We start from the raw sequence: 24,133 nt of genomic DNA, 5'->3' as shown, positions 1-24,133 counted from the left end.
ATTAATAAAATGGGGGTTATTAACTGAAGCAAATATATACTAAATTCAACAACATCCAAATTTTAACATAAAATTTTTATTAAAATAACATATATTTTACATTCTAAACACAATAAATACTAAATAATTCCATTCCATTCTTTATAGAATTGTTCTAAAAAACCTTCCATATAAGCATGTCTTTGCTCCGCGATTGCTTTTCCTGTTGTAGTATTCATTTTATCTTTTAACAGCAATAATTTCTCATAAAAATGATTAATAGTAGGTGCTGTTGATTTTTTATATTCTTCTTTTGTCATTTTTAAATTAGGAGGAATTTCTGGATTGTACAATTCTCTATTTTTAAATCCACCATAATTAAAACAACGAGCTATTCCAACAGCTCCTATGGCATCTAACCGGTCTGCATCTTGGATAACATTTAACTCAGGAGAAGTGAAACTTTGTTTAAAGTTTCCTCCTTTAAAAGAGATATTGGTGATAATTTTTTCTATATGAGTAATTATTTCTTCTGATACTTGTTGACTTTCAAGAAAAGTTCTTGCTTTTTGCGGACCAACAGTTTCATCACCATTATAAAATTTGCTATCGGCTATATCATGCAACAATGCACCTAAAGAAACCACAAACACATCTACCTTTTCATCTTTTGCAATTAATAAGGCGTTTTTATATACGCGTTCAATGTGAAAAAAATCATGCCCTCCTTCTGCTCCTTTCAAGGTCTCTTTTACAAACTCAGTAGTATTCTGTATTATTTGTTCTCTGTTCATATTTCAAAAATAAAAATCCTGCACTTACAAGCACAGGATTTTAAACGTATTATTATAATTTATAACTAAGCAGTAACCGATGGCTTAACTAAATTGTTAGCTACTAAATATTCTGCTATTTGAATTGTATTAGTTGCCGCTCCTTTACGTAAATTATCAGCAACAATCCACATGTTTAACGTGTTTGGCTGAGATTCGTCTCTTCTAATTCTACCTACAAAAACTTCATCTTTATTATTTGCTAAAATAGGCATTGGGTATACATTATTTTGTACATCATCTTGTACAATAACACCTTCAGTTTGCGTAAGTAACTTACGTACTTTATCTAATTCAAAATCATTTTCAAACTGAACATTTACAGCTTCAGAATGTCCTCCTGCTGTTGGTATTCTAACCGCTGTAGCTGTTACTGCAAAAGAATCGTCTCGTAAAATCTTTTTAGGTTCTTTTACCAGCTTCATTTCTTCTTTAGTATATCCATTTTCTAAAAATACATCACAATGTGGTAATGCATTTCTTCCAATAGGGTGCGGATATGCCATTTCGCCTTCAACTCCCGCTTCTTCATTATCTAATTGACGAACCGCTTTAACACCAGTTCCCGAAACTGATTGATACGTTGAAATTACCACACGTTTCATTTTATACTCTTTGTGTAACGGAGCTAATGCCATTACCAATTGAATCGTAGAACAATTTGGGTTTGCAATGATTTTATCTTCACTGGTTAATACATCTCCGTTAATTTCTGGAACAACTAATTTCTTCGTTGGATCCATTCTCCACGCTGAAGAATTATCAATTACCGTTGTCCCTACTTCAGCAAATTTAGGAGCCCATTCTAAAGAGGTATCTCCACCAGCCGAAAACAATGCAATATCTGGTTGCATAGCTACTGCTGTTTCTAAACCTACTACTGTATAATTTGTTCCTTGAAACTCAATTTGATTTCCTACTGAACGCTCTGACGCAACAGGAATTAATTCTGTTACTGGAAAATTACGTTCTGCTAATACTTGTAACATTACATTACCTACCATTCCGGTAGCTCCTACCACTGCTACTCTCATTTTTTTGATTTTTGAGTATAAAATTTATTGTTTGTATGCTACAAAGGTTTAAAAAAAACAAATTGGTTGTATCTCTTTTGTTAGAAAAAATACGTTAAAATTTAAAAAATATACCATTTAGGCTTAAATAGTATTGTTTTAAACAGTAAAACTCAAAAAATCAGTACATTTGCACCGTTTTCTAGAAAAACCACAACATTTTTGTTTAACTTAAATAAGTATAGCATGCAACTGTACAACAAGTTAAGCGCAGAAGAACGCGCTAAATTAATTGATGATGCGGGTAAAGACCGTATCACTATCTCATTCTATCAATATCATAAGATAGAAAACCCAACTTTATTTAGAAATAAATTATTCCTTGAATGGAACGAACTAGATGTTTTAGGAAGAACATACGTTTCATACGAAGGAATCAATGCTCAAATATCTGTTCCCTCAGAAAACTTTCTAGCGTTAAAAAAACAACTAGATAGTATTTCTTTTTTAAATGGAATTCGTTTAAACGTAGCTATTGAGCACGATAATAAATCGTTTTTAAAACTAAAAGTAAAAGTTCGTAACAAAATTGTTGCTGACGGATTAAACGATGACACTTTTGACGTTACTAACAAAGGAGTTCATTTAAATGCAAAAGAGTTTAATGAAATGCTAGCAGATCCAAATACGGTTTGTGTAGATATGCGTAACCATTACGAAAGTGAAATTGGACATTTTGATGGTGCAGTAACCCCAGATGTTGATACGTTTAGAGACTCGTTAGATATTATTGAAGAAGATTTAAAAGACCATAAAGAAGATAAAAACTTATTAATGTATTGTACAGGTGGAATTCGATGTGAAAAAGCCTCTGCCTACTACAAACATAAAGGCTTTAAAAATGTTTTCCAACTTGAAGGTGGAATTATTGAATATACTCGTCAGGTAAAATCAGAAGGTTTAGAAAACAAATTTTTAGGTAAGAATTTTGTTTTTGACCACCGAAGAGCTGAAAAAATTTCTGATGATGTAATTGCCAATTGTCATCAATGTGGAAAACCTTGCGACACACATACCAATTGTGCTAACGAAGGTTGTCACTTATTATTCATTCAATGTGATGAATGTGCTGAGAAAATGGAAAACACCTGTTCTCCTGAATGCCAAGACATCATTCATTTACCTTACGAAAAGCAAAAAGAATTGCGTAAAGGAAAACACGCAAGCAATAAGATATTTAAAAAAGGACGTTCAGAAGCTTTAAAATTTAAAAAGTAATGCAAAAGATTGAGTTAATGGCTCCTGCTGGTAATTTTGAATCGTTACAGGCAGCTTTAGACAATGGATGTGATTCTATATATTTTGGTGTAGAGCAATTAAATATGCGTGCTCGAGCATCTATTAATTTTACCTTAGATGATTTAGAAGAAATATCACGTAGATGTTCAGAAAAAAATGTTCGTACCTATTTGACTTTAAATACGATTGTTTATGATCATGATTTATCGATCGTAAAAACCTTAATCAAAAGAGCCAAAGAAGCTAATATTACTGCGGTAATTGCAATGGATCAAGCTGTAATTGCCATGGCAAGAGCAGAAGGTATGGAAGTCCATATTTCTACTCAAATTAACATTACCAATATAGAAACGGTTAAGTTTTATGCCATGTTTGCTGACACTGTGGTATTGAGTAGAGAATTAAGCTTACGTCAAGTAAAAAAGATTACTGAACAGATTGAAAAAGAAGAAATCAAAGGACCTTCTGGTCGTTTGTTAGAAATTGAAATTTTTGGTCACGGAGCACTTTGTATGGCGGTTTCTGGGAAATGTTATATGAGCTTGCACTCACACAACTCATCTGCAAATAGAGGAGCCTGCAAACAAAATTGCCGTAAAAAATATACAGTGATTGATCAAGAATCTGGTTTTGAAATGGAATTAGATAATGAGTACATCATGTCTCCAAAAGATTTATGTACGATTGATTTCTTAGATCAGGTTGCCGATGCTGGGATTAAAGTATTGAAGATTGAAGGTCGTGGTCGTGCTCCTGAATATGTTGCCAAAGTAATTAAATGTTACCGTGACGCTATTGACAGTTTATATAATGGAACTTACGATAAAGAGAAGGTGATTAGCTGGATGCAAGAATTGGAAAAAGTGTACAATCGTGGTTTCTGGAACGGGTATTACTTGGGACAAAAATTAGGAGAATGGAGTAAAGAACCTGGTTCACACGCTACTCAAAAGAAAGTATACTTAGGAAAGGGAATGCATTATTTTCCTAAAGCAGAAGTTGGAGAGTTTAAGATTGAAGCCTACGATTTAGCAATTGGCGATACTATTCTAATCACAGGACCTACTACAGGTGCTCAAGAAATGGAATTAAAAAGCATGTTTGTAAATGATAAGGAAGCACAAACTGCTACCAAGGGTGATGAAGTTACTATGAAAATAGACTTCAGAATTCGCCCATCAGACAAGTTATACAAAATTGTAAAAACCGAATTTGCGAAAAACTAATGGTTGTAATTACGTTACAAAGAAATAAATGTATTGGTTGTAATTATTGTGTAGAGTTAGCTCCCGCGCAATTTCAAATGTCTAAAAAAGACGGAAAATCTGTTTTACTGCATTCAACTGAGAAAAAGGGTTTCTTTACCATAAAATCACACGACGATAGTATTTTTGAAGCTTCACACGAAGCCAAGAAAGCATGTCCAGTTAAAATTATTGAGGTAAAACAAGTATAACTTTATACCAAAAAAACAAAGACATCTTATAAAGCTCTCTTAATCTTAAGAGGGCTTTTATTATTTTTACAGAATGGAATTACAACCTCCTTTTCGTAAAATTATTCATGTGGATATGGATGCCTTCTATGCATCTGTTGAGCAATTGGATAATCCTGAATTACGAGGAAAACCTGTTGCTGTTGGTGGTAGCGAAGTTCGAGGTGTGGTTTCTGCTGCCAGTTACGAAGCTAGAAAATTTGGAGTTCGTTCCGCCATGAGTGGTGTGTTGGCTAAACAAAAATGTCCGCATATCATTTTTGTTCCTCCAAGATTTGATCGCTACAAAGAAATTTCTTCTAAAATCAGGAAAATATTTTACGATTATACCGATTTGGTAGAACCTCTATCTCTAGACGAAGCCTATTTAGATGTTACTGAAAACAAAAAAGGAAATCCGTCGGCTAGCATGATTGCCCAAGAAATTCGACAACGAATTTGGGAAGAATTAGAACTACGAGCGTCGGCAGGAGTTTCCATTAATAAATTTATTGCCAAAGTAGCTTCAGACATTAATAAACCTAATGGACAAAAAACTATCAATCCAGAAGAGGTTCTTGAATTTTTAGAGCAACTTCCTGTGAATAAATTTTATGGAGTAGGTAAAGTTACCGCTGCAAAAATGCATAACCTTGGTATTTTTACAGGCCTAGATTTAAAACAAAAATCATTAGAAGAGCTTTCCAAGTTGTTTGGAAAATCGGGAGTACATTATTACAATATTGTTCGAGGTATTCATAATTCAGCCGTAAAACCTAATCGAATTCGAAAATCAATCGCTGCTGAAACTACTTTTAGAGAAAATCTATCTTCAGAGGTTTTTATGTTAGAACGTCTTGATAAAATTGCTGACGAATTAGAACGTCGAATGAAAAAATCAAATACTAAGGGAAAAACCGTAACTCTTAAAATTAAATACAGCGATTTTACGCAACAAACACGTAGTAAAACTACCAACCATTACCTACAATTAAAAAAAGAGTTCTACCCTATTGTAAAAGAGTTATTGTACCAAGATACACTTAATAACTCTGTTAGGTTATTAGGAATTTCTTTTAGTAATTTAAACACAGAGAAAACTGAACCTGTTTGGGTACAGTTACGATTTGATTTTTAAAGTATTGGTATTTTCAACGAAACTTTGGTGCCTTTAGGGTTTCCTTCTTTGTCAATTATATCTGTATAAATTAATGAATAATTATTAGCATATTCGTTGGCAAAGTTTCGTAATCGTTCTTTGGTTAAATCTATACCTATAGATCTGCGATTTAGCGACTTGTTTTTTCTAATTTTCATAGCCGCGTCCCTACCAATTCCATTATCTACAATATCAATTTGTATAAATTCGTCTGATATTTTTGTAACTGACAACGAAACTTCTTTTTTTCCTTTCTTAGATGAAAGTCCATGCCAAATAGAATTTTCTAAGAAAGGTTGCAATATAAGTGGTGGAACTTTTATTCTTTCAATATTTACACCTTCATCTACTTTTTCTATATAGTTTACTTCGTTAGATAATCGAATATTTTCAATACTCATATATAAATTCATTGTTTTTAGTTCTTCACTTAATGTTACCTCCTTTACAGATGAAGATTCTAAAATACTTCTAATTAGTTTTGAAAACTTATTTAAGTAATATACAGCATTTTTCTGCTCATTATTAATAACGTATAGTTTTATTGAATTTAATGCGTTAAACACAAAGTGTGGATTCATTTGAATTCTTAGAGCTTCTTGCTCTAACATTAGTATTTTCTTATCATTATTCAATAAGCGTTGCCTGTAAATTGAGTATAATAACACCCCTAATAAAGCTATTGAAACTAATGCTATAATTAAAACATTTCTATTTCTTAATAGTTTTAATTTAGCTATTTCATTCTCTTTTGCTAGACTCTTTATTTTATTATTACTTACTTCATTATCATACTTATTAATAAGGTTATTAACGTATAAAATGTTCTTATCGTTAAATGTTTTTCTCTCTCCTTCTATAGCTTTTTTATAAAAGCTATATGCTTTTTCATAATTCTTCTTTTTTTCATATAATTCAGATAAATATAGATTAGAATGGTTTACTCCTGATGGAATTTTATGTTTATTAGCAACTTCTAAACTTTCTTCTAAGTATACTTTTGCTTTATCTAAACTATCTAATTTTAATAATACGTTTCCAAATGTAACATAGACATCTGAAGTATAATAATGATTACCAATACCTTCAGAAACAGATACTACTTCGTTTATGTATTTGTATGCCTCCTTATATTTACCCTGTAATAATAAAACCTTGCTAATGCTAGTATGACAAATTACCTTACCTATACTCGAATTATTTTCAACATTATATTGTAATGATTTATTATAATGTTCCAAAGCAGCATCTATATCACCAAGGTTTTGGAAAGCAAGCCCTATATTTTGATGATTAATAGCTAAACCTCTTTTATCATTTGTTTTTTCTTGAATTAAAATTGATTTTTTAAACTTTTCTAATGCTAATTGATATTGTTTAAGAGCTAAGTATATATTACCAATACTATTATTTGATATACTAATACTAATTTTAGTATCAACATCAGGAAACTCAATCTTATCAGCTAACTCCAGTGCCATTTGATGATAATTCAATGCACTCCTAATCTTATCTTGTCGTCGATATACTACGCCTATTTGATTTAAGGTAACAATTTCTGCGTTTACATCCTTAATTTCTTTTGATAAATCAAGTGCTCTAATATGGCTTTTTATAGAACTATCAAAAAAAGAATTATTTCGATAATATTTACCTAACAAGTTATAGGCATGTATTTCCCCTAATTTATAACCTACTTTTTTACTTTTATTTAAAAGAAAAGTTATTTCTTCTTCCTCAAAGTTTTTACGTTTAAAAAGGCGCTGTAAGTCATAATAATTATCTATTTTTTTTTCAGTAGCTAATTTAATTAAACTATCTATTGTGTTTTTGTCTCTTTGTGAAAACCCCAAAAAAACAATGAAAAATAAAAAGGTTGTAATTATTAATTTTTTCATTTAAAACTTCTCAAGAAAATCAGATTTTCTCTGTCTAGAAACAGGAATCTTATGGTTATTTTCTAACACAACATAGCCGTCAGACTTCAAAAATTCTTTTATTTTATTCAAGTTAATAATATATGAGTTGTGTATTCTAAAAAAATGATCTTCGGGGAGTAATTGATTTATTTCTTTTAGTTTTTTTGTTACTACTATTTTTTTATTAGTTCCTGTAGTATATATTGTTGAATAATTACCGTCAGATTCTACAAATAAAATCTCATCTTGAGCTAGAAAAACTAATTTTCCATCAGTATTAATGGTAATCTTTCTTCTATTAAATTTTTTATTAAAACTTGATAATATTTTTTCTACCTTTTCAGTATTATTATTCTTCTTATAATGTTGTTTAATTCTTCCTATTGTTTCTTCCAAATCATCGGAATCAATAGGTTTCAGCAAATAATCTATAGCTTGGTTTTTTAAAGCCTTTATAGCATACTCATTATATGCTGTAGTAATGATTATAGCGAAATTTTTATTCTCTAATTTTTCTAGTAATTGAAACCCATCCATCGTAGGCATTTCAATATCTAAAAAAAGACAATCGATAGTATTCTCGTTAATAAATTTAATTGCTTTTTCTGCTATTGTAAATGTTTCTATGATTTCTATATCATTTTCAAAGGTTGACAATTCCCAAGAAAGTCCTTGTATTGCTTTAGGTTCATCATCAACTATAACTGCTCTCAACATTTTATATACATTTGTACCAAATGTAACAGATAATATTTTAAAAAAGAAATGTCAAGCATAGCTTTTGTTACAAAAAATTAAAGCTAAATGATTTCTGTATATATTTTTTACCATTTACACATAAAAGCACACCATTTATACATCCTTTACTCTAAAAAAGATTCTTTTATATGATATTTGTAGTGTAATACACAAGGGGAATCATATTGATAAATTGGGGGATTAATCAATAATGATATTAAGTTATAAAAACACCACTTTAAAGTGGTGTTTTTTTATATATAAATTTCAATGTTCGTTTAATTTACATGCACAAAAAAAGCTCAACTAAATTTAAATTTAGTTGAGCTTTTTATCTTATCCTAATCAGTTAGTTTCCTAAGCCTCAAATGGAGTAACAGAAACGTATGATTTATTATCTCTTTTCTTTTGGAATTTTACAACACCATCAACTTTAGCATGTAAAGTATGATCTTTTCCCATGTAAACATTTTCACCTGGATTGTGTTGAGTTCCTCTTTGACGAACAATAATGTTACCTGCAATAGCAGCCTGTCCTCCAAAAATCTTTACTCCTAATCGTTTCGATTCTGATTCACGACCGTTCTTCGAACTACCGACACCTTTCTTATGAGCCATCTTTGTAAGTTTTTAAAGTTAATTATTTACTTAATGCTTCAATTAATTCTGCTTTCTTTAAAGAAGTGTATCCTGAAATACCTTTTTCTTTAGCTAAAGCTTTTAATTCTGCAACAGTCATTGAACTTAAATCTGTCGATTCTTCTTTAACCTCTGTTTTAGGAGTTTCTTTTTTAGCTGCTGCCTTTTTAACTCCTGATGCAGAAATTCCTTCGATTTGGATTTCAGTTAAATACTGTCTGTGTCCATTTTTCTTTTTGTAACCTTTTCTTCTTTTCTTTTTGAAAACGATTACCTTATCACCTTTTAAGTGACCTAAAATCTTTGCAGTTACTCCTGCACCTTCTATAGCTGGGGCGCCAATAGTTACGTTTCCTTTATCTTCAATAAGCATTACATTATCAAAAGTTACTTTTGATCCTTCTGCTTCTGGTAAACGGTGTACGTATACTTTTTGGTCTTTTGCTACTTTAAATTGCTGCCCTGCTATCTCTACGATTGCGTACATACTATTTGTTTTGCGTTTATACTTTATTCACACTTTCTTAATAAAAATGCGGGTGCAAATATACATTTTTTACTTCAAAAAAAAATGTATTACTCAGAAAATTACTCTTTTAAGATAAAAAAGTTTAATTTTTATTGTTTTGAGTGTAACAATTACTATAACTTCACGTCACATACACGAAAATATTAAAAATTAAACTTTAATCAATGAGAAAAAGAGTTATCACTCTAGCTTCAGCTTTTATAGCATTTCATTTTACGTATGCTCAAAAAGTTGATTTTGAAGAGTATGATTTAAGCAATGGAATGCATGTTATTTTACATCAAGATAATACAGCACCAGTAGTAACAACATCTGTTATGTACCATGTAGGCGCGAAAGATGAGCAACCAAATAGGACAGGAATGGCTCACTTTTTTGAGCATTTATTATTTGAGGGTACAAAAAACATAAAAAAAGGAGAGTGGTTTAAAATAGTTTCCTCTAATGGAGGTACTAATAATGCTAACACTACCGATGATAGAACTTATTATTACGAGGTTTTTCCTTCTAATAATTTAGAATTAGGCTTATGGATGGAGTCTGAACGCTTATTACACCCAATTATTGGTCAAGAAGGTGTAGATACACAAAATGAGGTTGTAAAAGAAGAGAAGCGCTTACGTGTAGACAACCAACCTTACTCTCGTTTTTTAGAAAATGTTAAGAAAAACATGTTTAAAAAACATCCATATAAGGGAACTACTATAGGTAAGATGGAGCATTTAGATGCTGCTACCTTAGAAGAATTCTTAGCATTTAATAAAAAATATTATGTTCCAAACAATGCTACTTTGGTAGTTGCAGGAGATTTTGAGCTTAAAGAAGCTAAACGACTTATAAAAGATTATTTTGAGCCTATACCTAGAGGTAAAGATATAGTAAGAAATTTTCCGAAAGAAGACCCTATTACAAAAGAGTTTTTTGCCAAAGCTTACGACCCTAACATTCAAATACCTGCAATTATGGCTGCTTATAGAACTCCTTCTATGAAAACCAGAGATGCTAGAGTGTTAGATATGATTTCTACTTATTTAAGTGGTGGAAAAAGCTCTGTACTTTATAAAAAATTAGTTGATACTAAAAAAATGGCTTTACAGGCTGGTGCAATAAACCTAAGTCAAGAAGATTATGGGACCTATATTTTATTTGCACTTCCGCTAGGAAATAACTCTTTACAAAGTTTAGTAAAAGAAATTGATGAAGAGGTTGTAAAACTTCAAACAAATTTAATTTCAGAAAAAGATTATCAAAAGCTACAAAATAAATTTGAAAACAACTTTGTGAATGCAAACTCAAGTGTAGAAGGTATTGCTAATTCATTAGCTCGCTACAATGTATTGTATGGTGATACTAATTTAATAAATACTGAAATTGATATTTATAGATCAATTACACGTGAGGAAATTAGAGACGTAGCAAAAAAATACTTAAACACTAACCAACGTTTGGTAATGGAATATTTACCAGAATCAAAAAAATAATTCAGTAATAAGACATTCAATATGAAAAAAATAATAATAGCAGCATTAGCAGTTGTAAGCATGTCTTTTGCTGTAAATGCTCAAATAGATAGAAGTGTACAACCAAAGCCAGGGCCAGCTCCTAAAATTAAGTTAGGGAAAGCCGAAAAGTTCAAATTAAACAATGGTTTACAAGTAATTATGGTTGAAAACCATAAATTACCAAGGGTTTCTGCTTCATTAACAATTGATAACCCTATTTATTTAGAAGGTGATAAAACAGGTGTTTCTCAGGTTATGGGAGACATGCTAGGTAACGGCACAACAAATATGCCTAAAGATGAGTTTAATGAAAGGGTTGATTACCTTGGAGCAAATGTTTCTTTTAGAAGCAATGGAGCCTCAGTAAGATCATTAACAAAGTACTTTGGAGAGGTTTTAGGCTTAATGGCTGACGGGGTTAAAAACCCTAAATTTACACAAGAAGAATTCGATAAAGTAATTGAACGTACTTTAGAAGGAATTAAATCTAACGAAAAAAGTGTAGAAGCTGTTGCTAGAAGGGTTGAAGATGCTTTAGTATATGGTAAAAATCATCCGTATGGCGAGTTCATAACTAAAGAAAGTATTAAAAATATTACACTACAAGATGCAAAAAACAATTATAACACCTACTACAAGCCAAATAACGCATACCTTGTAATAGTTGGAGATATTAACCCTACTGAGACTAAAAAATTAGTTAAGAATTTATTCAGCGATTGGAAAAAAGGAACCATACCTACCACTAGCTACAATGTACCTACCAATGTTGAAACTACTGAAATTAATTTTATAAACATGCCAAATGCAGTACAATCTCAAGTAGCTGTAATTAACACAGTTGATTTAACATTAGGTGATAAAGATTATTACGCAGCTCTATTAGCAAATAATATTTTAGGAGGCGGTGGTACTGCACGTTTATTCATGAACTTACGTGAAGATAAAGGCTATACATACGGGTCTTATTCGAATCTTTCACAAGATAAAAATAAAAATGCTGGTGTTTTTAAAGCAAGTGCAGCTGTAAGAAATATAGTTACAGATAGTGCTGTTGTAGAAATTCAAAAAGAAATTAATAAAATTCGTTATCAAAAAGTAACACCTGAAGAATTAAAAAATTCAAAAGCTGAATATATAGGTAGTTTTGTACGTAATGTTCAAAAACCATCTGTAGCAGCGAATTTTGCATTAAATATTGCTCGTTATAATTTACCAAACAATTTTTATGAAAAATATTTAGAAAATATCAACTCTGTTACTTTAGACGATGTACAAAACGCAGCAATTAAACATTTCAGAGGAGATAAAGCTCGTATAATTATTACAGGTAAAGGAATTGATGTTTTAAAGAACTTAGAAAAAACATCAGAATATAAAATAAATTATTTTGATGCGTATGCTAACCCTACTAAAAAACCTGAAATGAGTTTACCTATTCCTGAAGGAACTACAGCAAGTTCAGTTATTAACAATTACTTTAAGGCTATTGGAGGATTAGATAAAGTAGGAAACGTGAATTCTTTAATGATTTCTTCTGAAGCAAAAGTTCAAGGAATGCAATTAAGTTTAGTCCAAAAAAGCGCTACACCTAATAAATCTTCTGTAGTTGTTTCTATGATGGGCAACGTAATGCAAAAAGTAATTTTTGACGGAACTAAAGGATATCAAGAAGTTCAAGGTCAGAAAAAAGAAATGACAGGTGAAGATTTAGAAGAAGTTAAAAACACTGCTGCTCCTTTTGCTGACAAAGCTTATAAAACAGGCACTTTGGACAGAATTGAGCCTATAGACGGAAACAATGCTTATGTGATTAAACATGGTAAAAAAGAAATCTTTTATGATGTAAAATCTGGGTTAAAGGTTAAAGAGGTTAAAACCGCTAAAGGACCACAAGGAGAAATGAAAGTACCTGTTGTTTTTTCAGATTACAAAGAAGTAAATGGAATTAAATTCCCTCATAAAATGATTCAAAAGAATGGACCAATGACTTTTGAGTTCATCACGAAAGAAATTAAAATTAATGAAGGGGTTTCTGACGCTGATTTTAAATAATAGTTAGACTTAAATCTATAAAAACTAAAAAAAGAGCCAAAATATAATATTTTAGCTCTTTTTATTTAAGTCATTTTTAAAATTATCTTGCTTTATTTACCAACCAAACTCCAAGCAGAATAATTCCTCCCGCTAACAACTGAATTAAACTTAATTTTTCTCCATCAATAATTCCCCACATTACAGCAACTGCTGGAATTAAATATGTTACAGAAGCTGCAAAAACAGGAGATGATAAATGCACCATTTTATTAAATAACACTTTTGCTACTCCTGTACCTACAACAGCTAATATTGCTACATAACCCAATGCAGAAGTTGTTTCTGCTGTTATTGCAAAAGTTGAAAAAAAGCCAGAAAACGCTAAAACGATAAATGCTGGAACAGTAAGCACTACAAAATGTCCAACTGTTATTGCTAAAGCATCCAAATCAAATAAGTATTTTTTTATTGTATTAACGTTAAAAGCATAACCTATTGACGCAACTACTACTAATAATGCATACCAGTAATTTTGGTTAGGATTTAACTCTGCTCCTTTTAAAATTAAAATTAAAGTACCTATTAAGCCTATTAAAATTCCAACTAATTGTTTCTTTTTAAAAGAAAACCCAAAAACTAATGCTCCAAAAACAAAAGTGTTAAAAGGGGTAAGCGAATTTAAAATAGCAGCTATTGAGCTATCTATTCCCTGTATTGCAAATGCGAATAGAAATACAGGAAAAAAAGTTCCTAAACCAGCCGTAATTATCACATACTTCCAGTGTTTTTTTTGAATTCTTTTTAAACTCTTAAACCCAACTAACAATAAAAAAAATGCTGTAATTAACATTCGTAAAGCACCTACCTGAATTGGAGTTAATCCTATCAAGGCTTTTTTCATTAAAATAAAAGAACTTCCCCAAACTAGCGAAAGCACAATTAAAAACAACCATTTTTGTTGTTGATTATTCATTTTCAATAATTTTAAGCACAAAAGTCGTTTATTTCTATTTTTAATTTTGATTTTATTGATAAATTTGCTGAATAACTCAATAAATAAAAATGATGAAAATTCAGAAAATACTATTTGCTTTAGTTATCGTAAGTTTTTTAGCTGTTGGATGTAAAAATGAAGCTAAAAAAGAGGAGGTTACTCAAGAACAAAAAACTGAAATTGCTGCTAATGCTAAAGAACTTTCTTTAAGTATTTCAGGAATGACTTGTGAAATAGGATGTGCTAGAAAAATAGCTTCTGACTTAAGTAAGAAAGAAGGCGTTTTAGAAGCAAACGTTGTTTTTAATGATAGTATTGCAACTATTAAATATGATGCTAACAAAACAAACAAAACTAATTTAATTGCTTTTGTTGAAGGAATTGGTAGCGGTGACATGTACAAGGCTTCAGAGATTACAAAAAAAGAAGAAGAATAACCTTGCTACATCTTAATTTAGCGTAAATAAGATTCAATTTAAACAATATCGAAAGCTCCTTAATAAGGAGCTTTTTTTATGCCTTTTAAGTATCTTTGCTAAAACTTTTCGTCAGATGAAGAAACATTTTCCTCTCATTGTAAAAATCTCGTTGATTGCTGTATATGTTATTTTTCTAGCCGGTTCTGTTGTTCGTATGACAGGTTCAGGAATGGGGTGTCCTGATTGGCCAAAATGTTTCGGGTATTACATCCCACCAACTTCTGAAGAACAAATTACTTGGCAACCTAACTCTGAGTATAAAAAAGGGATGATTATCGTAAAAGATGAAGCCTTATTTGTCGCAGACCATAATATTAAAACTACTGATGAGTTTAACGCTAACAACTGGGAAAAGTACACCAAACACGATTACGCTAAATTCAACAAATTTCATACTTGGACAGAGTATATTAACCGATTAAGTTCTGCTTTGGCAGGAATTCCTTTTTTGTTTTTAATTTTTGTTTCTGTTAAGTTTTGGAAAGAAAACAAACAAATAACTCTTTTATCATTTGGAGCTTTCTTTTTAATGTTGTTTGAAGCTTGGCTAGGAAAAACTGTTGTAGACTCTAATTTAAAACCAACAATTATCACCATTCATATGGTTGGTGGTTTAGTTATTGTTGCTTTGTTATTATGGTTGCTTTACATCGTTTCCGATCGAAAGAAAACATCTTACAAATACAATTCATTATTTAGTAAGTTAGTAATTCTTTCAGCTATATTTTCGCTAATTCAAATTGCTTTAGGAACTCAGGTACGCCAATTTATTGACGAACAAGTAAAGTTACATGGCTTTGAAAACAAACATTATAGTTTGATGGATCCGAATATAAAGTTCTACATCCACCGTTCCTTTACCATAGCAATTGTATTAGTAAACTTGGGATTATTTTACTTAAATCAGGTAAAAAATTTAGGATATAAACTAGTAAATTGGATAGTTTTCTTAATCTTTTTAGAAACGATTACAGGTATTTTAATGTACTATGCAGAATTCCCTTTAGGCACGCAAGCTGTACACTTATTATCAGGTGCTATTTTATTCGGATTACAATTTTATTTGTGGTTACAGAGTAGGAAAGTAACGATTCAATAGCTTAATCTTTCCATTCAAGCGTTTCCATCATATGAATCATATCTTTTTTAATATATTCAACTGCTGGTAAAATTGAATCGTAATTTGGCTTGGTATAAAAGAATAGAGACCCTTTTAAAAAGTGTTTAGAGCTATCTGTTGCGTGAAACTGCACTTGTGATGCAGCATTCCCTAAAATTTGGTATAAACTTCCGTAAACTTTTGTATTTGGATTTGCATATTCTACTGGAGCAGTAATTTGATCTGCTTTAATAGCATGTTCAAATACTAGTTTTTCAGATTCTATTAATAATTCTCTTAAATTTCCTTCAATAGGGCGATATGTGATATCTACCGATGCTTTTAAACTTGGATACTCAACTTTTATCCAGTTTTTCGGTAAATCTTTGGTTTGAGCTATTTGAGCTATTTCAAACGCATATGGTTTGTTTAAATTTTCTTTTTTATAAACCTTATCAGGATACTCTAAACTTAGATAACCTTTTGGCTTAGGTAAGGTTTCCTCACCACAACTTATTAAAAATATTGCTGATATCAGCAAAGAGAGTTTACGCATTTCGGGTAACTTTTACTTGTTTTATACGTTTTTTAGCCAACGCTTCAATAGTAAACGTATAATTACTAAAGTTTATTTTTTCACCTTTTTTTGGAAATTTACCTGAGACTTCTAAAATAAAACCTGCTATAGTTTCACTTTCTCCTTTAGCCTCTTCAAATTTTTCCTCATCTTCATCTTCTAAGACACGGCAAAAATCTTTAATAGTTATTTTTCCTTCAAAAATATAATTATTTTCATCAAGTTTCGAGTAAGTGAGGTCTTCATCGTCAAATTCATCATTGATATCACCTACTATTTCTTCTATTACATCTTCTAATGTTACAATTCCGCTTGTACCACCGTACTCATCGACTACAATTGCCAAATGTTTTTTCTTTTCTTGAAACTCTACTAGCAAATCATCTAGTTTTTTATTTTCTGGCACAAAAAATGGTTCTCTCAACAACTTTTGCCACTTAAACGTTTTCTTACTCAAGTGCTCTAATAAATCTTTAGCATATAAAACTCCAGTAATATTATCAATACTTTCATGATATACTGGATTTCTTGAATATCCGTTTTTTAAAATAGTTTGTAACACCTCTTCGTAACTAGTATCATCTGCTATTGCACACACATCTGTTCGAGGCTTCATAATTTGTACCGTTTCAGTATTCCCAAAACTTACAATCCCTTCTAAAATCTTTTGTTCTTCTTTAGTCGTTGCGTCATCAGATGTTAACTCCAATGCTTGTGACAAACGCTCTACAGAAAGGTTATTATTCTTATTGCCAAGCTTGTTTTCAACAACACTTGTTAATCTAATAAGCGGTAAACTTAAAGGTGTAAGTAAAGTGTTTAATGCTAAAATAGGTTTTGACATAAACTCTGCAAACTGTAATGATTTTCTACTAGCATATACTTTAGGTAACACTTCACCAAATAATAAAATTAAGAAAGTAACAAGAATCACTTCTACCAAAAACCTCAAAACATCTGATAAACCAATAAAAAACACTCTACCAATACTTGCAAAGAGTAATACAATAAGAATATTAATAAAGTTATTTGTTATTAAAATGGTCCCTAATAACTTTTTAGGATCTTGAAGCAGTTTTACTACGGTATTTTCTTCTTTGGTGTTTGTTGACAACTCATCTAATTCTGTTTGTGAAATTGAAAAGAAAGCAACTTCAGTTCCTGAAACTAATGCAGAACAAATCAGTAATAAAAGTAACAACAAACAGTTGATAGCAGTCAACCAATCAAAACTTGATAATACTAAAAGTAAAGGTTCGGGTTCTGGGTCCAATTTTTAAAATTTAATTAAACTAAAACGGTAAATCATCATCTTCTTCATTACCTACATTTGGTGGTGTATGATTAGGAGCTACTTGAGTAGGCACCACATTTGGTTGTGCATTGTTTGGATCTTTTTTCGTTGATAAAAACGTCATGTCTTGTACATGAATTTCGGTTGTATACCTTTTTTGTCCATCAACTTCATACTGTCGTGTTTTTATACGCCCTTCACAATACACTCGATCTCCTTTAGTTAAGTATTTTTCACAAATTTCTGCTAGTTTATTACGTACAACTACATTATGCCATTCAACATTTGTTATTCTTTCTCCTGTTTGTCGGTTGGTGTAGGTTTCATTGGTTGCTAAAGGAAATCGCCCTATTGAGTTTCCTCCTTCAAAATAATGCATTTTTACCTCATCGCCTAAATGCCCTATTAAAATGACTTTATTTATTGTTCCTGCCATAGCATTATAATTTTGCGTAAAATCAAATATACAAATTTTAAGATTCTTTGCTTAAATATTTCTCTAAAAACTTATCAATTAACACTGGTACTGGATATTTTTTTACTACAGCCCAATCCATCGTTTGTTCATTAACTTTCCTAGTTTTTACTATCCAAAACTTAGTAATTAAGTGTTGATGCGATAGTTTATGAATAATATCTTCAGTATTAAAAAGAGAAATTGTAGTTTCTTCTGGGAAAAGCATTGTAAACTGTTTATTTTTCACTAATTCTTCTTCGCTTGTTTTCTTTTGTGTCTCCACTAAAGGAAATTGATACAATCCTTGCCAAATACCTTTACCCTTTCGCTCTTCTAAAACAGTTTTATTTTCTTCTGTTATTGGAACCAAATAATTAAAATATCTTTTTTTTATTTTTGTTTTTTTCTCTTTTACTGGAAGCTCTTTTATTTGATTTTTTGCTAAAGCCACACAGCCATTAGCTAATGGACATTTATTACACAGAGGATTTTGAGGTTTACAATGCATCGCTCCAAAATCCATTATAGCTTGATTATACACATCCGGTTGTGAGGTATCAATAAGTGTTTGCGCCAACTCCTTAAACTCTTTAATTCCCTTAGTAGAATTTATAGGGGTACTTATGCCGAAATAACGAGAAAGAACTCTGTACACATTACCATCAACAACAGCAACTGGTTCTTTAAAACAAATGGAAGCAATAGCTGAAGCCGTATAATCTCCCACGCCTTTTAACTTAATCAACTCTTTGTACGAACTAGGAAACATACCTTTTAATTCATTTGCCACGAATTTAGCTGTAAAATGTAAATTTCTCGCCCTAGAATAGTAACCTAAACCTTGCCATAATTTTAACACTTCACTTTCATCTGCTTTTGCTAAATCAAACACTGTTGGAAATGCCTTTGTAAACTTTAAGTAATAAGGCAAACCTTGCTCTACTCTGGTTTGTTGTAGCATTATTTCACTCAACCAAATAAAATAAGGATTCTTTGTCTCTCTCCAAGGAAGACTCCTTTTATTCTCACCATACCAACAAATCAATTTAAAAACCAAAAAAAAACACTATTTAAATTAAAAAAAACACAACAAATAAAACACAATTACATTATCACTACTTAAAACAACAAAAAACAACAAAAAACACAACTTAATTAGTTTTTTATTAAAAAAAAGTAGGGTAAAAATACTTTAAACTGTTATTAATCCTGATAATGAAGGGGAAAATTTATTTTTTTCCGGGTACTAATTTAAATAATTTAATTAATGAAATCTAAATTCATGCTAACACTATTTATAGTGTTACTTGGGCGAATAACATACGCTCAAGAAAAAAGTATTTCTGGTACAATTTCCGACACAACTGGACCTCTTCCTGGTGTTACTGTTTTAATTAAAAACACAGCCAAAGGAACAGAAACAGATTTTGATGGAAATTATACCATTAGAGTAAATCAAGGAGATGTACTTGTTTTCAGTTTTATTGGAAAAAAGACTACTGAAGTAAAAGTACTAAACCAATCCGTAATTAATTTAGTATTAGAAGATGACGCCAACATTCTTAATGAAGTAGAAGTTATCGCTACTGGTTACGACAAAATAAACAAAAAAACCTTTACGGGTTCCGCCGTCTCTGTAGGGATAGATGATCTTAAATTAGATGGAGTTGTAGATGTAACTCGCATGTTAGAAGGTAGAGTTGCAGGGGTTAACATTCAAAACCTTTCAGGAACATTCGGTACTGCTCCAAACATTACCATTAGAGGGTCTTCTTCTATTTTTGGAAACAACACACCTTTGTATGTAATTGATGGTGTGGTACAAGAAGATGTTATTGAACAAAACCTAGATCAATTAACATCTGGTGACCCTTCAACCTTAATCAGCTCATCTATAGCAGGTATAAATGCCAATGATATTAAAAAAATAGATATTTTAAAAGATGCTTCAGCTACATCTATTTATGGTGCTAGAGCAAGAAATGGTGTAGTAGTAATAACTACTAAGTCTGGTAGAAAAGATTCTCCTTTAAAACTTAATTATAACCTAGAACAAACAATACGCGACATACCTTCGTATAGTAATTTTGATTTATTAAACTCTAAAGAAAGTATGGCTATTTTTAGAGAAAATGAAAGTAGAGGATTTTTCCAATTACCTAGCGTTTCTAGAGGCAGATATGGTGGTGTTTATTATATTAGAGCTACTGCTTTAGATAATTACAATGAATCTACTGGAATGTTTGAACTAGGAAATACTCCTGAAGCTAGAGAAGCTTTTTTACGTAAGTATGAGCTTGCTAATACTGACTGGTTTAAAACATTATTTAGAAATAGCTCTTTAATGCAAAACCACTCTTTAAGTCTTTCTGGTGGTAGTGAAAGTAATTCTTACTATGCTTCTGTGAGTCTTTTGCATGATCCGGGATGGACGATTGCTGACAAGGTAACTCGTTTTACAACTAACTTAAAAAATACGTTCTATTTTTCTGATAAGTTTAATGCTACTCTTGCTGTTAACGCATCCATAAGAAAACAAAAAGCACCAGGTACATTCAGCAGAGAATCAGATCCAGTAACAGGAGACATATCTCGTGAATTTGATATCAACCCTTTTAGTTACGCTCTTAATACCTCCAGAACATTAAGACCATATAACGATACTGGAGGTTATGAGTATTATAGAAACAACTGGGCTGACTTTAATATATTAGAAGAGTTAGCTAACAACTCTATTGACATCAACCAAAGAGATATTCGATTCCAATTAGATGCATCTTATAAAATAACAGACAACATCACTTACGATTTTAATGGTGCTGGTCGTTTTGTTAATACCGTAAGAGAACATAACGTTAGAGAAAATTCAAATGTTGTAAGAGCTTATAATGCTGATTCTTCAACTGTTTTAAGAGATGATAATATATTCTTATATCAAGACCCTACAGATCCTGATGCTTTACCTGTTGCGGTTTTACCAAACGGTGGTATCTATTTTAAAAACGACGACTACTTAACGACTTTTTATGCTAGAAATAGTTTTAAGTACGACAATACGTTTAATGAAAAACATAATTTTAATGCATTGTTAGGTCAAGAGATAAGATTTGTAAATAGAAATTCAGACAGGTTTACAGGATATGGATTACAATACGACAATGGTTTAACAGCATTCACAGACCCTAGAATTCTTGAAAAACTGATAAATGGAGGCGAAGCTTATTTTGGATTAACTAAAGAAAGAGAAAGAACAGTAGCTTTCTTTGGTAAGGCAACTTATTCTTATGACGATAAATATGTTTTCTCTTTAACAGGAAGATATGACGGGTCTAACAGACAAGGGCGCAGTAGTAGCTCAAGGTGGTTACCAACAGGAACTGTTAGTGCTAAATGGAACGCTAGTAAAGAGTCTTTCTTAGAAAACTCTAACACTTTTAGTAACTTACAGTTTAGAACTTCATATGGTTTAGTGGCGACTCCTGGTAACGCAACAAATGCATTAGCTATATTTACAAGTCAAATAGCAGACAGACTTTTACCAGCAGATAGAGAAAACTTCTTAAATATAACTGCATTACAAAATTCTGAGTTAACATGGGAAAAGCAATATGAATTAAACTTTGGTGTCGACTTAGGCTTATTCAACAATAGAGTTAATTTAATAACAGATGTTTACAAAAGAGATATATTTGATAATATTGATTTTGTAAGAACTTCTGGTATCGGTGGGCAATTTATAAAACAAGGAAATAACGCAGATGTTGAAACTTATGGTATAGAATTTACTTTAGACACTAAAAACATAGTAACAGATAACTTTACATGGTCTTCTAACATTAATTTCTCATATTTTGATCAAGAAATTACAAAATTAGACAATACACCTATTGCCTTTGATTTAGTAGATCAAACTGGAGGTAATGTTGTAGGGTACCCTATCAACTCAATGTTTTCTTTTCAATTTGCAGGTTTAAATAACGAAGGATTACCACAGTTTATAAATAAAGATGGTGAAGTAGCTTCTGTTTTAGACTTTCAAAACAACGAAAACTTAACTGACTACTTAAAACACGAAGGTTCCGTAAACCCTAATATATCAGTTGGTTTTTCTAACAATTTCACTTACAAAAACTGGGATTTAGGAGTATTGATAACTGGTAGCGGAGGAAATAAAGTAAGGTTAAACCCTGTATTTAGCTCTACTTATTCTGATACAAGCATTTTTTCTAAGAGCCATGTAAACAGATGGCTTAACCCTGGAGATGAGAATATAACCAACATCCCTGTATTACCAGACCCTTCTGCTTTTCAAAGAAACTCAAACTTAAGAACGGTTTATAATGCTTACAACTATTCTACTGAGCGAGTAGCAGATGGGGATTTTTTACGTATGAAAAACATTTCATTAGGATATAAGTTTAATAATGAACTAGTTGAAAAACTAGGCCTTTCACATTTAAAAGTTAAATTTCAAGGAACAAACTTGTTTTTATTATACTCTGACTCTAAACTTAACGGTCAAGATCCAGAATTCTATCAAACAGGTGGAGTTGCATTACCAATTACTAGGCAATATACTTTTTCATTAAATTTAGGATTTTAACAAAATAATAGTATGATTAAAAATAAAATAAACAAAGTTATACTATATGCTACATTAGCCTTTACTTTTGTAGGATGTAGTGAATACTTATCTGAATTACCAGATAACAGAACATTAATTGATTCTCCTGATAAAGTTTCTCAATTAATTACAGCAGCATATCCAGATCAAGATTATGCACTAATGGCAGAAATAATGTCTGACAATGCTGATGATAAAGGTAATGTTTCAAATGTTGAACAATTAGATCTACAACTATATCAATGGCAAGACTCTAATTTAGAAGAAAGAGGCTCTCCTGTTAACTATTGGAATTCTTGTTATGAAGCAATTTCACAAGCAAACCAAGCATTAGCTTCTATTGAAGAATTAAAAAATAAGTTTGACTTAAATGCTCAAAAAGGTGAAGCTTTAATTGCTAGAGCTTATGCTCATTTTATGTTAGTTAATTTTTGGGCAAAACACTATGATGCTAATACAGCTTCTACCGACCTAGGAATTCCTTACGTATTAGAACCTGAAACTGTTCTTTTTAAAACCTACAAAAGAAATACAGTTCAAGAAGTATACGATCTTATTGAGAAAGATTTAATTAAAGGACTTTCAATGGTTGGTGATAATTATAACTCTCCTAAGTTTCATTTCACTAAAGATGCTGCTAATGCCTTTGCTGCTAGATTTTATTTATACAAAGGTCAATGGGATAAAGTAATTGAGCATGCAGATAAAGTAGTTACCAATCCTGTTTCTGAAGCTAGAAATATGGTTGCTTATGGAAATATGAATTTAACAGGAATAAGAATGTTATATAATAGTGTTGACGAGCCTGCCAATTTATTAATCATTTCTACAAACTCAATATGGGCAAGAAGACATAGATCTTCACGATTTGGGTTATCGGTAGACAAAATAAGACCTCAATTATTTACAGGATCATCAAACCCATTTAAAAAGAATTGGGCGTATGATTTATACAGAGGAAATCAATACACTTATTTCACTCCTAAGTATAACGAATATTTTAAGTATACAAATGAAAGTGCTGGTATAGGCTTACCTTTTTTAGCACAAACAATGTTTGATAAAGATGAAGTAATACTAAATAGAGCAGAAGCATCTGCTATGCTAGAAAATTACAGTGATGCTTTAATGTATTTAAATGCATATATAGCAAATAAAACACAAGATTACGATCCAAATAGCGATATGTTGACAGAAAGTTTAATTCAGTCAGAATATCCTGTTATTGCTAATGAGTACACACCTGCTTATGGCTTAAATGATAAGCAAACCTCTTTCATTAAAGCTATAGCTGAATTTAAAAGAAGACAGTTTTACCACGAAGGCTTCCGTTGGTTCGATGTAAGACGTTTTAACCTAAGTATTACACACGAACTAGATAATGGTTCAAATGTTGTGCTTGAAAAACAGGATTTAAGAAAACAATTACAAATACCTTTAACAGCTCAAAACGGAGGTTTACAGCAAAATCCAAGATAAAACAAACAG

Annotated in this window: 21 protein-coding genes; 10 read left to right on the top strand and 11 right to left on the bottom strand. The window is 31.1% G+C overall.

From position 1 onward, the window contains the following. Window positions 1–119 precede the first annotated feature (119 nt). Together ABHQ57_RS02635 and ABHQ57_RS02630 are read right to left on the bottom strand one after the other, a co-directional pair. Window positions 120–773, bottom strand: a complete 654-nt coding sequence (locus tag ABHQ57_RS02635; protein WP_167712696.1) for an HD domain-containing protein — start codon at window positions 771–773, stop codon at window positions 120–122. Window positions 774–838: 65 nt separating this feature from the next. Next, the gene (locus ABHQ57_RS02630) at window positions 839–1,846 is read right to left on the bottom strand and encodes an aspartate-semialdehyde dehydrogenase (RefSeq protein ID WP_167712694.1); all 1,008 of its coding nucleotides are present in this window, start codon (window positions 1,844–1,846) and stop codon (window positions 839–841) included. Between the two features lie 225 nt (window positions 1,847–2,071). Between ABHQ57_RS02630 and ABHQ57_RS02625 the strand changes: the two genes are divergently transcribed. From ABHQ57_RS02625 to dinB, 4 genes are all read left to right on the top strand, one after another. Then, a complete protein-coding gene (locus ABHQ57_RS02625) occupies window positions 2,072–3,103 on the top strand; it encodes a rhodanese-related sulfurtransferase (protein WP_159508813.1) in 1,032 nt (343 codons plus the stop codon). Beyond that, window positions 3,103–4,350 (top strand): peptidase U32 family protein, encoded by a 1,248-nt coding sequence (locus ABHQ57_RS02620; protein WP_167712692.1) that lies wholly within the window; start codon window positions 3,103–3,105, stop codon window positions 4,348–4,350. Before ABHQ57_RS02625 ends, ABHQ57_RS02620 begins: the two co-directional genes overlap by 1 nt. Continuing rightward, window positions 4,350–4,580 (top strand): ferredoxin, encoded by a 231-nt coding sequence (locus ABHQ57_RS02615; RefSeq protein WP_047787972.1) that lies wholly within the window; start codon window positions 4,350–4,352, stop codon window positions 4,578–4,580. Before ABHQ57_RS02620 ends, ABHQ57_RS02615 begins: the two co-directional genes overlap by 1 nt. 73 nt (window positions 4,581–4,653) lie before the next feature. Further along, complete coding sequence (dinB, locus tag ABHQ57_RS02610) at window positions 4,654–5,736, top strand: DNA polymerase IV (protein ID WP_159611115.1); 1,083 nt, start codon at window positions 4,654–4,656, stop codon at window positions 5,734–5,736. Here the strand turns inward: dinB and ABHQ57_RS02605 are convergent. From ABHQ57_RS02605 to rplU, 4 genes are all read right to left on the bottom strand, one after another. Then, entirely contained in the window at window positions 5,733–7,655 is a 1,923-nt protein-coding gene (locus ABHQ57_RS02605; RefSeq protein ID WP_159611116.1) for a tetratricopeptide repeat protein, read from the bottom strand. The genes dinB and ABHQ57_RS02605 overlap by 4 nt on opposite strands. Beyond that, window positions 7,656–8,393, bottom strand: coding sequence for a LytTR family DNA-binding domain-containing protein (locus ABHQ57_RS02600; RefSeq protein WP_047787975.1), 738 nt, complete (start codon window positions 8,391–8,393; stop codon window positions 7,656–7,658). 378 nt (window positions 8,394–8,771) lie between these two features. Next, a complete protein-coding gene (gene rpmA, locus ABHQ57_RS02595) occupies window positions 8,772–9,032 on the bottom strand; it encodes a 50S ribosomal protein L27 (protein WP_028891690.1) in 261 nt (86 codons plus the stop codon). Window positions 9,033–9,054: 22 nt separating this feature from the next. Beyond that, a complete protein-coding gene (gene rplU, locus ABHQ57_RS02590) occupies window positions 9,055–9,540 on the bottom strand; it encodes a 50S ribosomal protein L21 (RefSeq protein WP_047787976.1) in 486 nt (161 codons plus the stop codon). 206 nt (window positions 9,541–9,746) lie between these two features. On the opposite strand from rplU, the gene ABHQ57_RS02585 reads away from it, so the two are divergent. Both ABHQ57_RS02585 and ABHQ57_RS02580 read left to right on the top strand, forming a co-directional pair. Next, window positions 9,747–11,063: a pitrilysin family protein gene (locus ABHQ57_RS02585; RefSeq protein WP_073182303.1), complete on the top strand. Its 1,317-nt coding sequence runs from the start codon at window positions 9,747–9,749 to the stop codon at window positions 11,061–11,063. A 21-nt stretch (window positions 11,064–11,084) separates the two neighbouring features. Next, on the top strand, window positions 11,085–13,139 hold the full coding sequence (locus ABHQ57_RS02580; protein ID WP_159611117.1) for an insulinase family protein: 2,055 nt from the start codon (window positions 11,085–11,087) through the stop codon (window positions 13,137–13,139). A gap of 82 nt (window positions 13,140–13,221) precedes the next feature. Here ABHQ57_RS02580 and ABHQ57_RS02575 read toward each other — a convergent pair whose 3' ends face one another. Then, window positions 13,222–14,094, bottom strand: coding sequence for a DMT family transporter (locus ABHQ57_RS02575; protein WP_047787979.1), 873 nt, complete (start codon window positions 14,092–14,094; stop codon window positions 13,222–13,224). 89 nt (window positions 14,095–14,183) lie between these two features. On the opposite strand from ABHQ57_RS02575, the gene ABHQ57_RS02570 reads away from it, so the two are divergent. Together ABHQ57_RS02570 and ABHQ57_RS02565 are read left to right on the top strand one after the other, a co-directional pair. Next, entirely contained in the window at window positions 14,184–14,552 is a 369-nt protein-coding gene (locus ABHQ57_RS02570; RefSeq protein WP_231128367.1) for a cation transporter, read from the top strand. Between the two features lie 115 nt (window positions 14,553–14,667). Continuing rightward, window positions 14,668–15,693, top strand: a complete 1,026-nt coding sequence (locus ABHQ57_RS02565; protein ID WP_167712690.1) for a heme A synthase — start codon at window positions 14,668–14,670, stop codon at window positions 15,691–15,693. 1 nt (window position 15,694) lies between these two features. Here ABHQ57_RS02565 and gldD read toward each other — a convergent pair whose 3' ends face one another. Genes gldD through mutY form a run of 4 tightly spaced genes read right to left on the bottom strand, consistent with a single transcriptional unit; the run spans window position 15,695 to window position 19,078 of the window. After that, window positions 15,695–16,249 (bottom strand): gliding motility lipoprotein GldD, encoded by a 555-nt coding sequence (gene gldD, locus ABHQ57_RS02560; protein WP_167712688.1) that lies wholly within the window; start codon window positions 16,247–16,249, stop codon window positions 15,695–15,697. Further along, complete coding sequence (gene gldE, locus ABHQ57_RS02555; protein WP_047787983.1) at window positions 16,242–17,543, bottom strand: gliding motility-associated protein GldE; 1,302 nt, start codon at window positions 17,541–17,543, stop codon at window positions 16,242–16,244. Before gldE ends, gldD begins: the two co-directional genes overlap by 8 nt. 19 nt (window positions 17,544–17,562) lie before the next feature. Continuing rightward, window positions 17,563–18,000, bottom strand: a complete 438-nt coding sequence (locus tag ABHQ57_RS02550; RefSeq protein WP_073182306.1) for a single-stranded DNA-binding protein — start codon at window positions 17,998–18,000, stop codon at window positions 17,563–17,565. Between the two features lie 37 nt (window positions 18,001–18,037). Further along, window positions 18,038–19,078 carry an A/G-specific adenine glycosylase gene (gene mutY, locus ABHQ57_RS02545; RefSeq protein WP_167712686.1) on the bottom strand — a complete coding sequence of 347 codons (1,041 nt, stop codon included), beginning with the start codon at window positions 19,076–19,078 and terminating at the stop codon, window positions 18,038–18,040. A gap of 210 nt (window positions 19,079–19,288) precedes the next feature. Between mutY and ABHQ57_RS02540 the strand changes: the two genes are divergently transcribed. Both ABHQ57_RS02540 and ABHQ57_RS02535 read left to right on the top strand, forming a co-directional pair. Then, window positions 19,289–22,624, top strand: coding sequence for a SusC/RagA family TonB-linked outer membrane protein (locus tag ABHQ57_RS02540; protein ID WP_167712684.1), 3,336 nt, complete (start codon window positions 19,289–19,291; stop codon window positions 22,622–22,624). A gap of 12 nt (window positions 22,625–22,636) precedes the next feature. Next, window positions 22,637–24,124 carry a RagB/SusD family nutrient uptake outer membrane protein gene (locus ABHQ57_RS02535; RefSeq protein WP_167712681.1) on the top strand — a complete coding sequence of 496 codons (1,488 nt, stop codon included), beginning with the start codon at window positions 22,637–22,639 and terminating at the stop codon, window positions 24,122–24,124. Window positions 24,125–24,133: the final 9 nt, after the last annotated feature.

This window comes from Tenacibaculum sp. ZH5_bin.1 (genome assembly GCF_042865525.1).
Lineage (GTDB): Bacteria > Bacteroidota > Bacteroidia > Flavobacteriales > Flavobacteriaceae > Polaribacter > Polaribacter mesophilus.
This window is presented reverse-complemented; position numbering and strand designations above follow the sequence as displayed.

What these genes read in the sequence shown, in the direction of transcription:
- rpmA (WP_028891690.1), bottom strand. Translation starts at nt 9,032, where the DNA reads ATGGCTCATAAGAAAGGTGTCGGTAGTTCGAAGAACGGTCGTGAATCA.
- ABHQ57_RS02575 (WP_047787979.1), bottom strand. Translation starts at nt 14,094, where the DNA reads ATGAATAATCAACAACAAAAATGGTTGTTTTTAATTGTGCTTTCGCTA.
- ABHQ57_RS02615 (WP_047787972.1), top strand. Translation starts at nt 4,350, where the DNA reads ATGGTTGTAATTACGTTACAAAGAAATAAATGTATTGGTTGTAATTAT.
- ABHQ57_RS02620 (WP_167712692.1), top strand. Translation starts at nt 3,103, where the DNA reads ATGCAAAAGATTGAGTTAATGGCTCCTGCTGGTAATTTTGAATCGTTA.
- rplU (WP_047787976.1), bottom strand. Translation starts at nt 9,540, where the DNA reads ATGTACGCAATCGTAGAGATAGCAGGGCAGCAATTTAAAGTAGCAAAA.
- ABHQ57_RS02625 (WP_159508813.1), top strand. Translation starts at nt 2,072, where the DNA reads ATGCAACTGTACAACAAGTTAAGCGCAGAAGAACGCGCTAAATTAATT.
- ABHQ57_RS02580 (WP_159611117.1), top strand. Translation starts at nt 11,085, where the DNA reads ATGAAAAAAATAATAATAGCAGCATTAGCAGTTGTAAGCATGTCTTTT.
- ABHQ57_RS02550 (WP_073182306.1), bottom strand. Translation starts at nt 18,000, where the DNA reads ATGGCAGGAACAATAAATAAAGTCATTTTAATAGGGCATTTAGGCGAT.
- ABHQ57_RS02605 (WP_159611116.1), bottom strand. Translation starts at nt 7,655, where the DNA reads ATGAAAAAATTAATAATTACAACCTTTTTATTTTTCATTGTTTTTTTG.
- dinB (WP_159611115.1), top strand. Translation starts at nt 4,654, where the DNA reads ATGGAATTACAACCTCCTTTTCGTAAAATTATTCATGTGGATATGGAT.
- ABHQ57_RS02630 (WP_167712694.1), bottom strand. Translation starts at nt 1,846, where the DNA reads ATGAGAGTAGCAGTGGTAGGAGCTACCGGAATGGTAGGTAATGTAATG.
- ABHQ57_RS02565 (WP_167712690.1), top strand. Translation starts at nt 14,668, where the DNA reads ATGAAGAAACATTTTCCTCTCATTGTAAAAATCTCGTTGATTGCTGTA.
- ABHQ57_RS02570 (WP_231128367.1), top strand. Translation starts at nt 14,184, where the DNA reads ATGATGAAAATTCAGAAAATACTATTTGCTTTAGTTATCGTAAGTTTT.
- ABHQ57_RS02540 (WP_167712684.1), top strand. Translation starts at nt 19,289, where the DNA reads ATGAAATCTAAATTCATGCTAACACTATTTATAGTGTTACTTGGGCGA.
- ABHQ57_RS02635 (WP_167712696.1), bottom strand. Translation starts at nt 773, where the DNA reads ATGAACAGAGAACAAATAATACAGAATACTACTGAGTTTGTAAAAGAG.
- gldD (WP_167712688.1), bottom strand. Translation starts at nt 16,249, where the DNA reads ATGCGTAAACTCTCTTTGCTGATATCAGCAATATTTTTAATAAGTTGT.
- ABHQ57_RS02600 (WP_047787975.1), bottom strand. Translation starts at nt 8,393, where the DNA reads ATGTTGAGAGCAGTTATAGTTGATGATGAACCTAAAGCAATACAAGGA.
- ABHQ57_RS02585 (WP_073182303.1), top strand. Translation starts at nt 9,747, where the DNA reads ATGAGAAAAAGAGTTATCACTCTAGCTTCAGCTTTTATAGCATTTCAT.
- ABHQ57_RS02535 (WP_167712681.1), top strand. Translation starts at nt 22,637, where the DNA reads ATGATTAAAAATAAAATAAACAAAGTTATACTATATGCTACATTAGCC.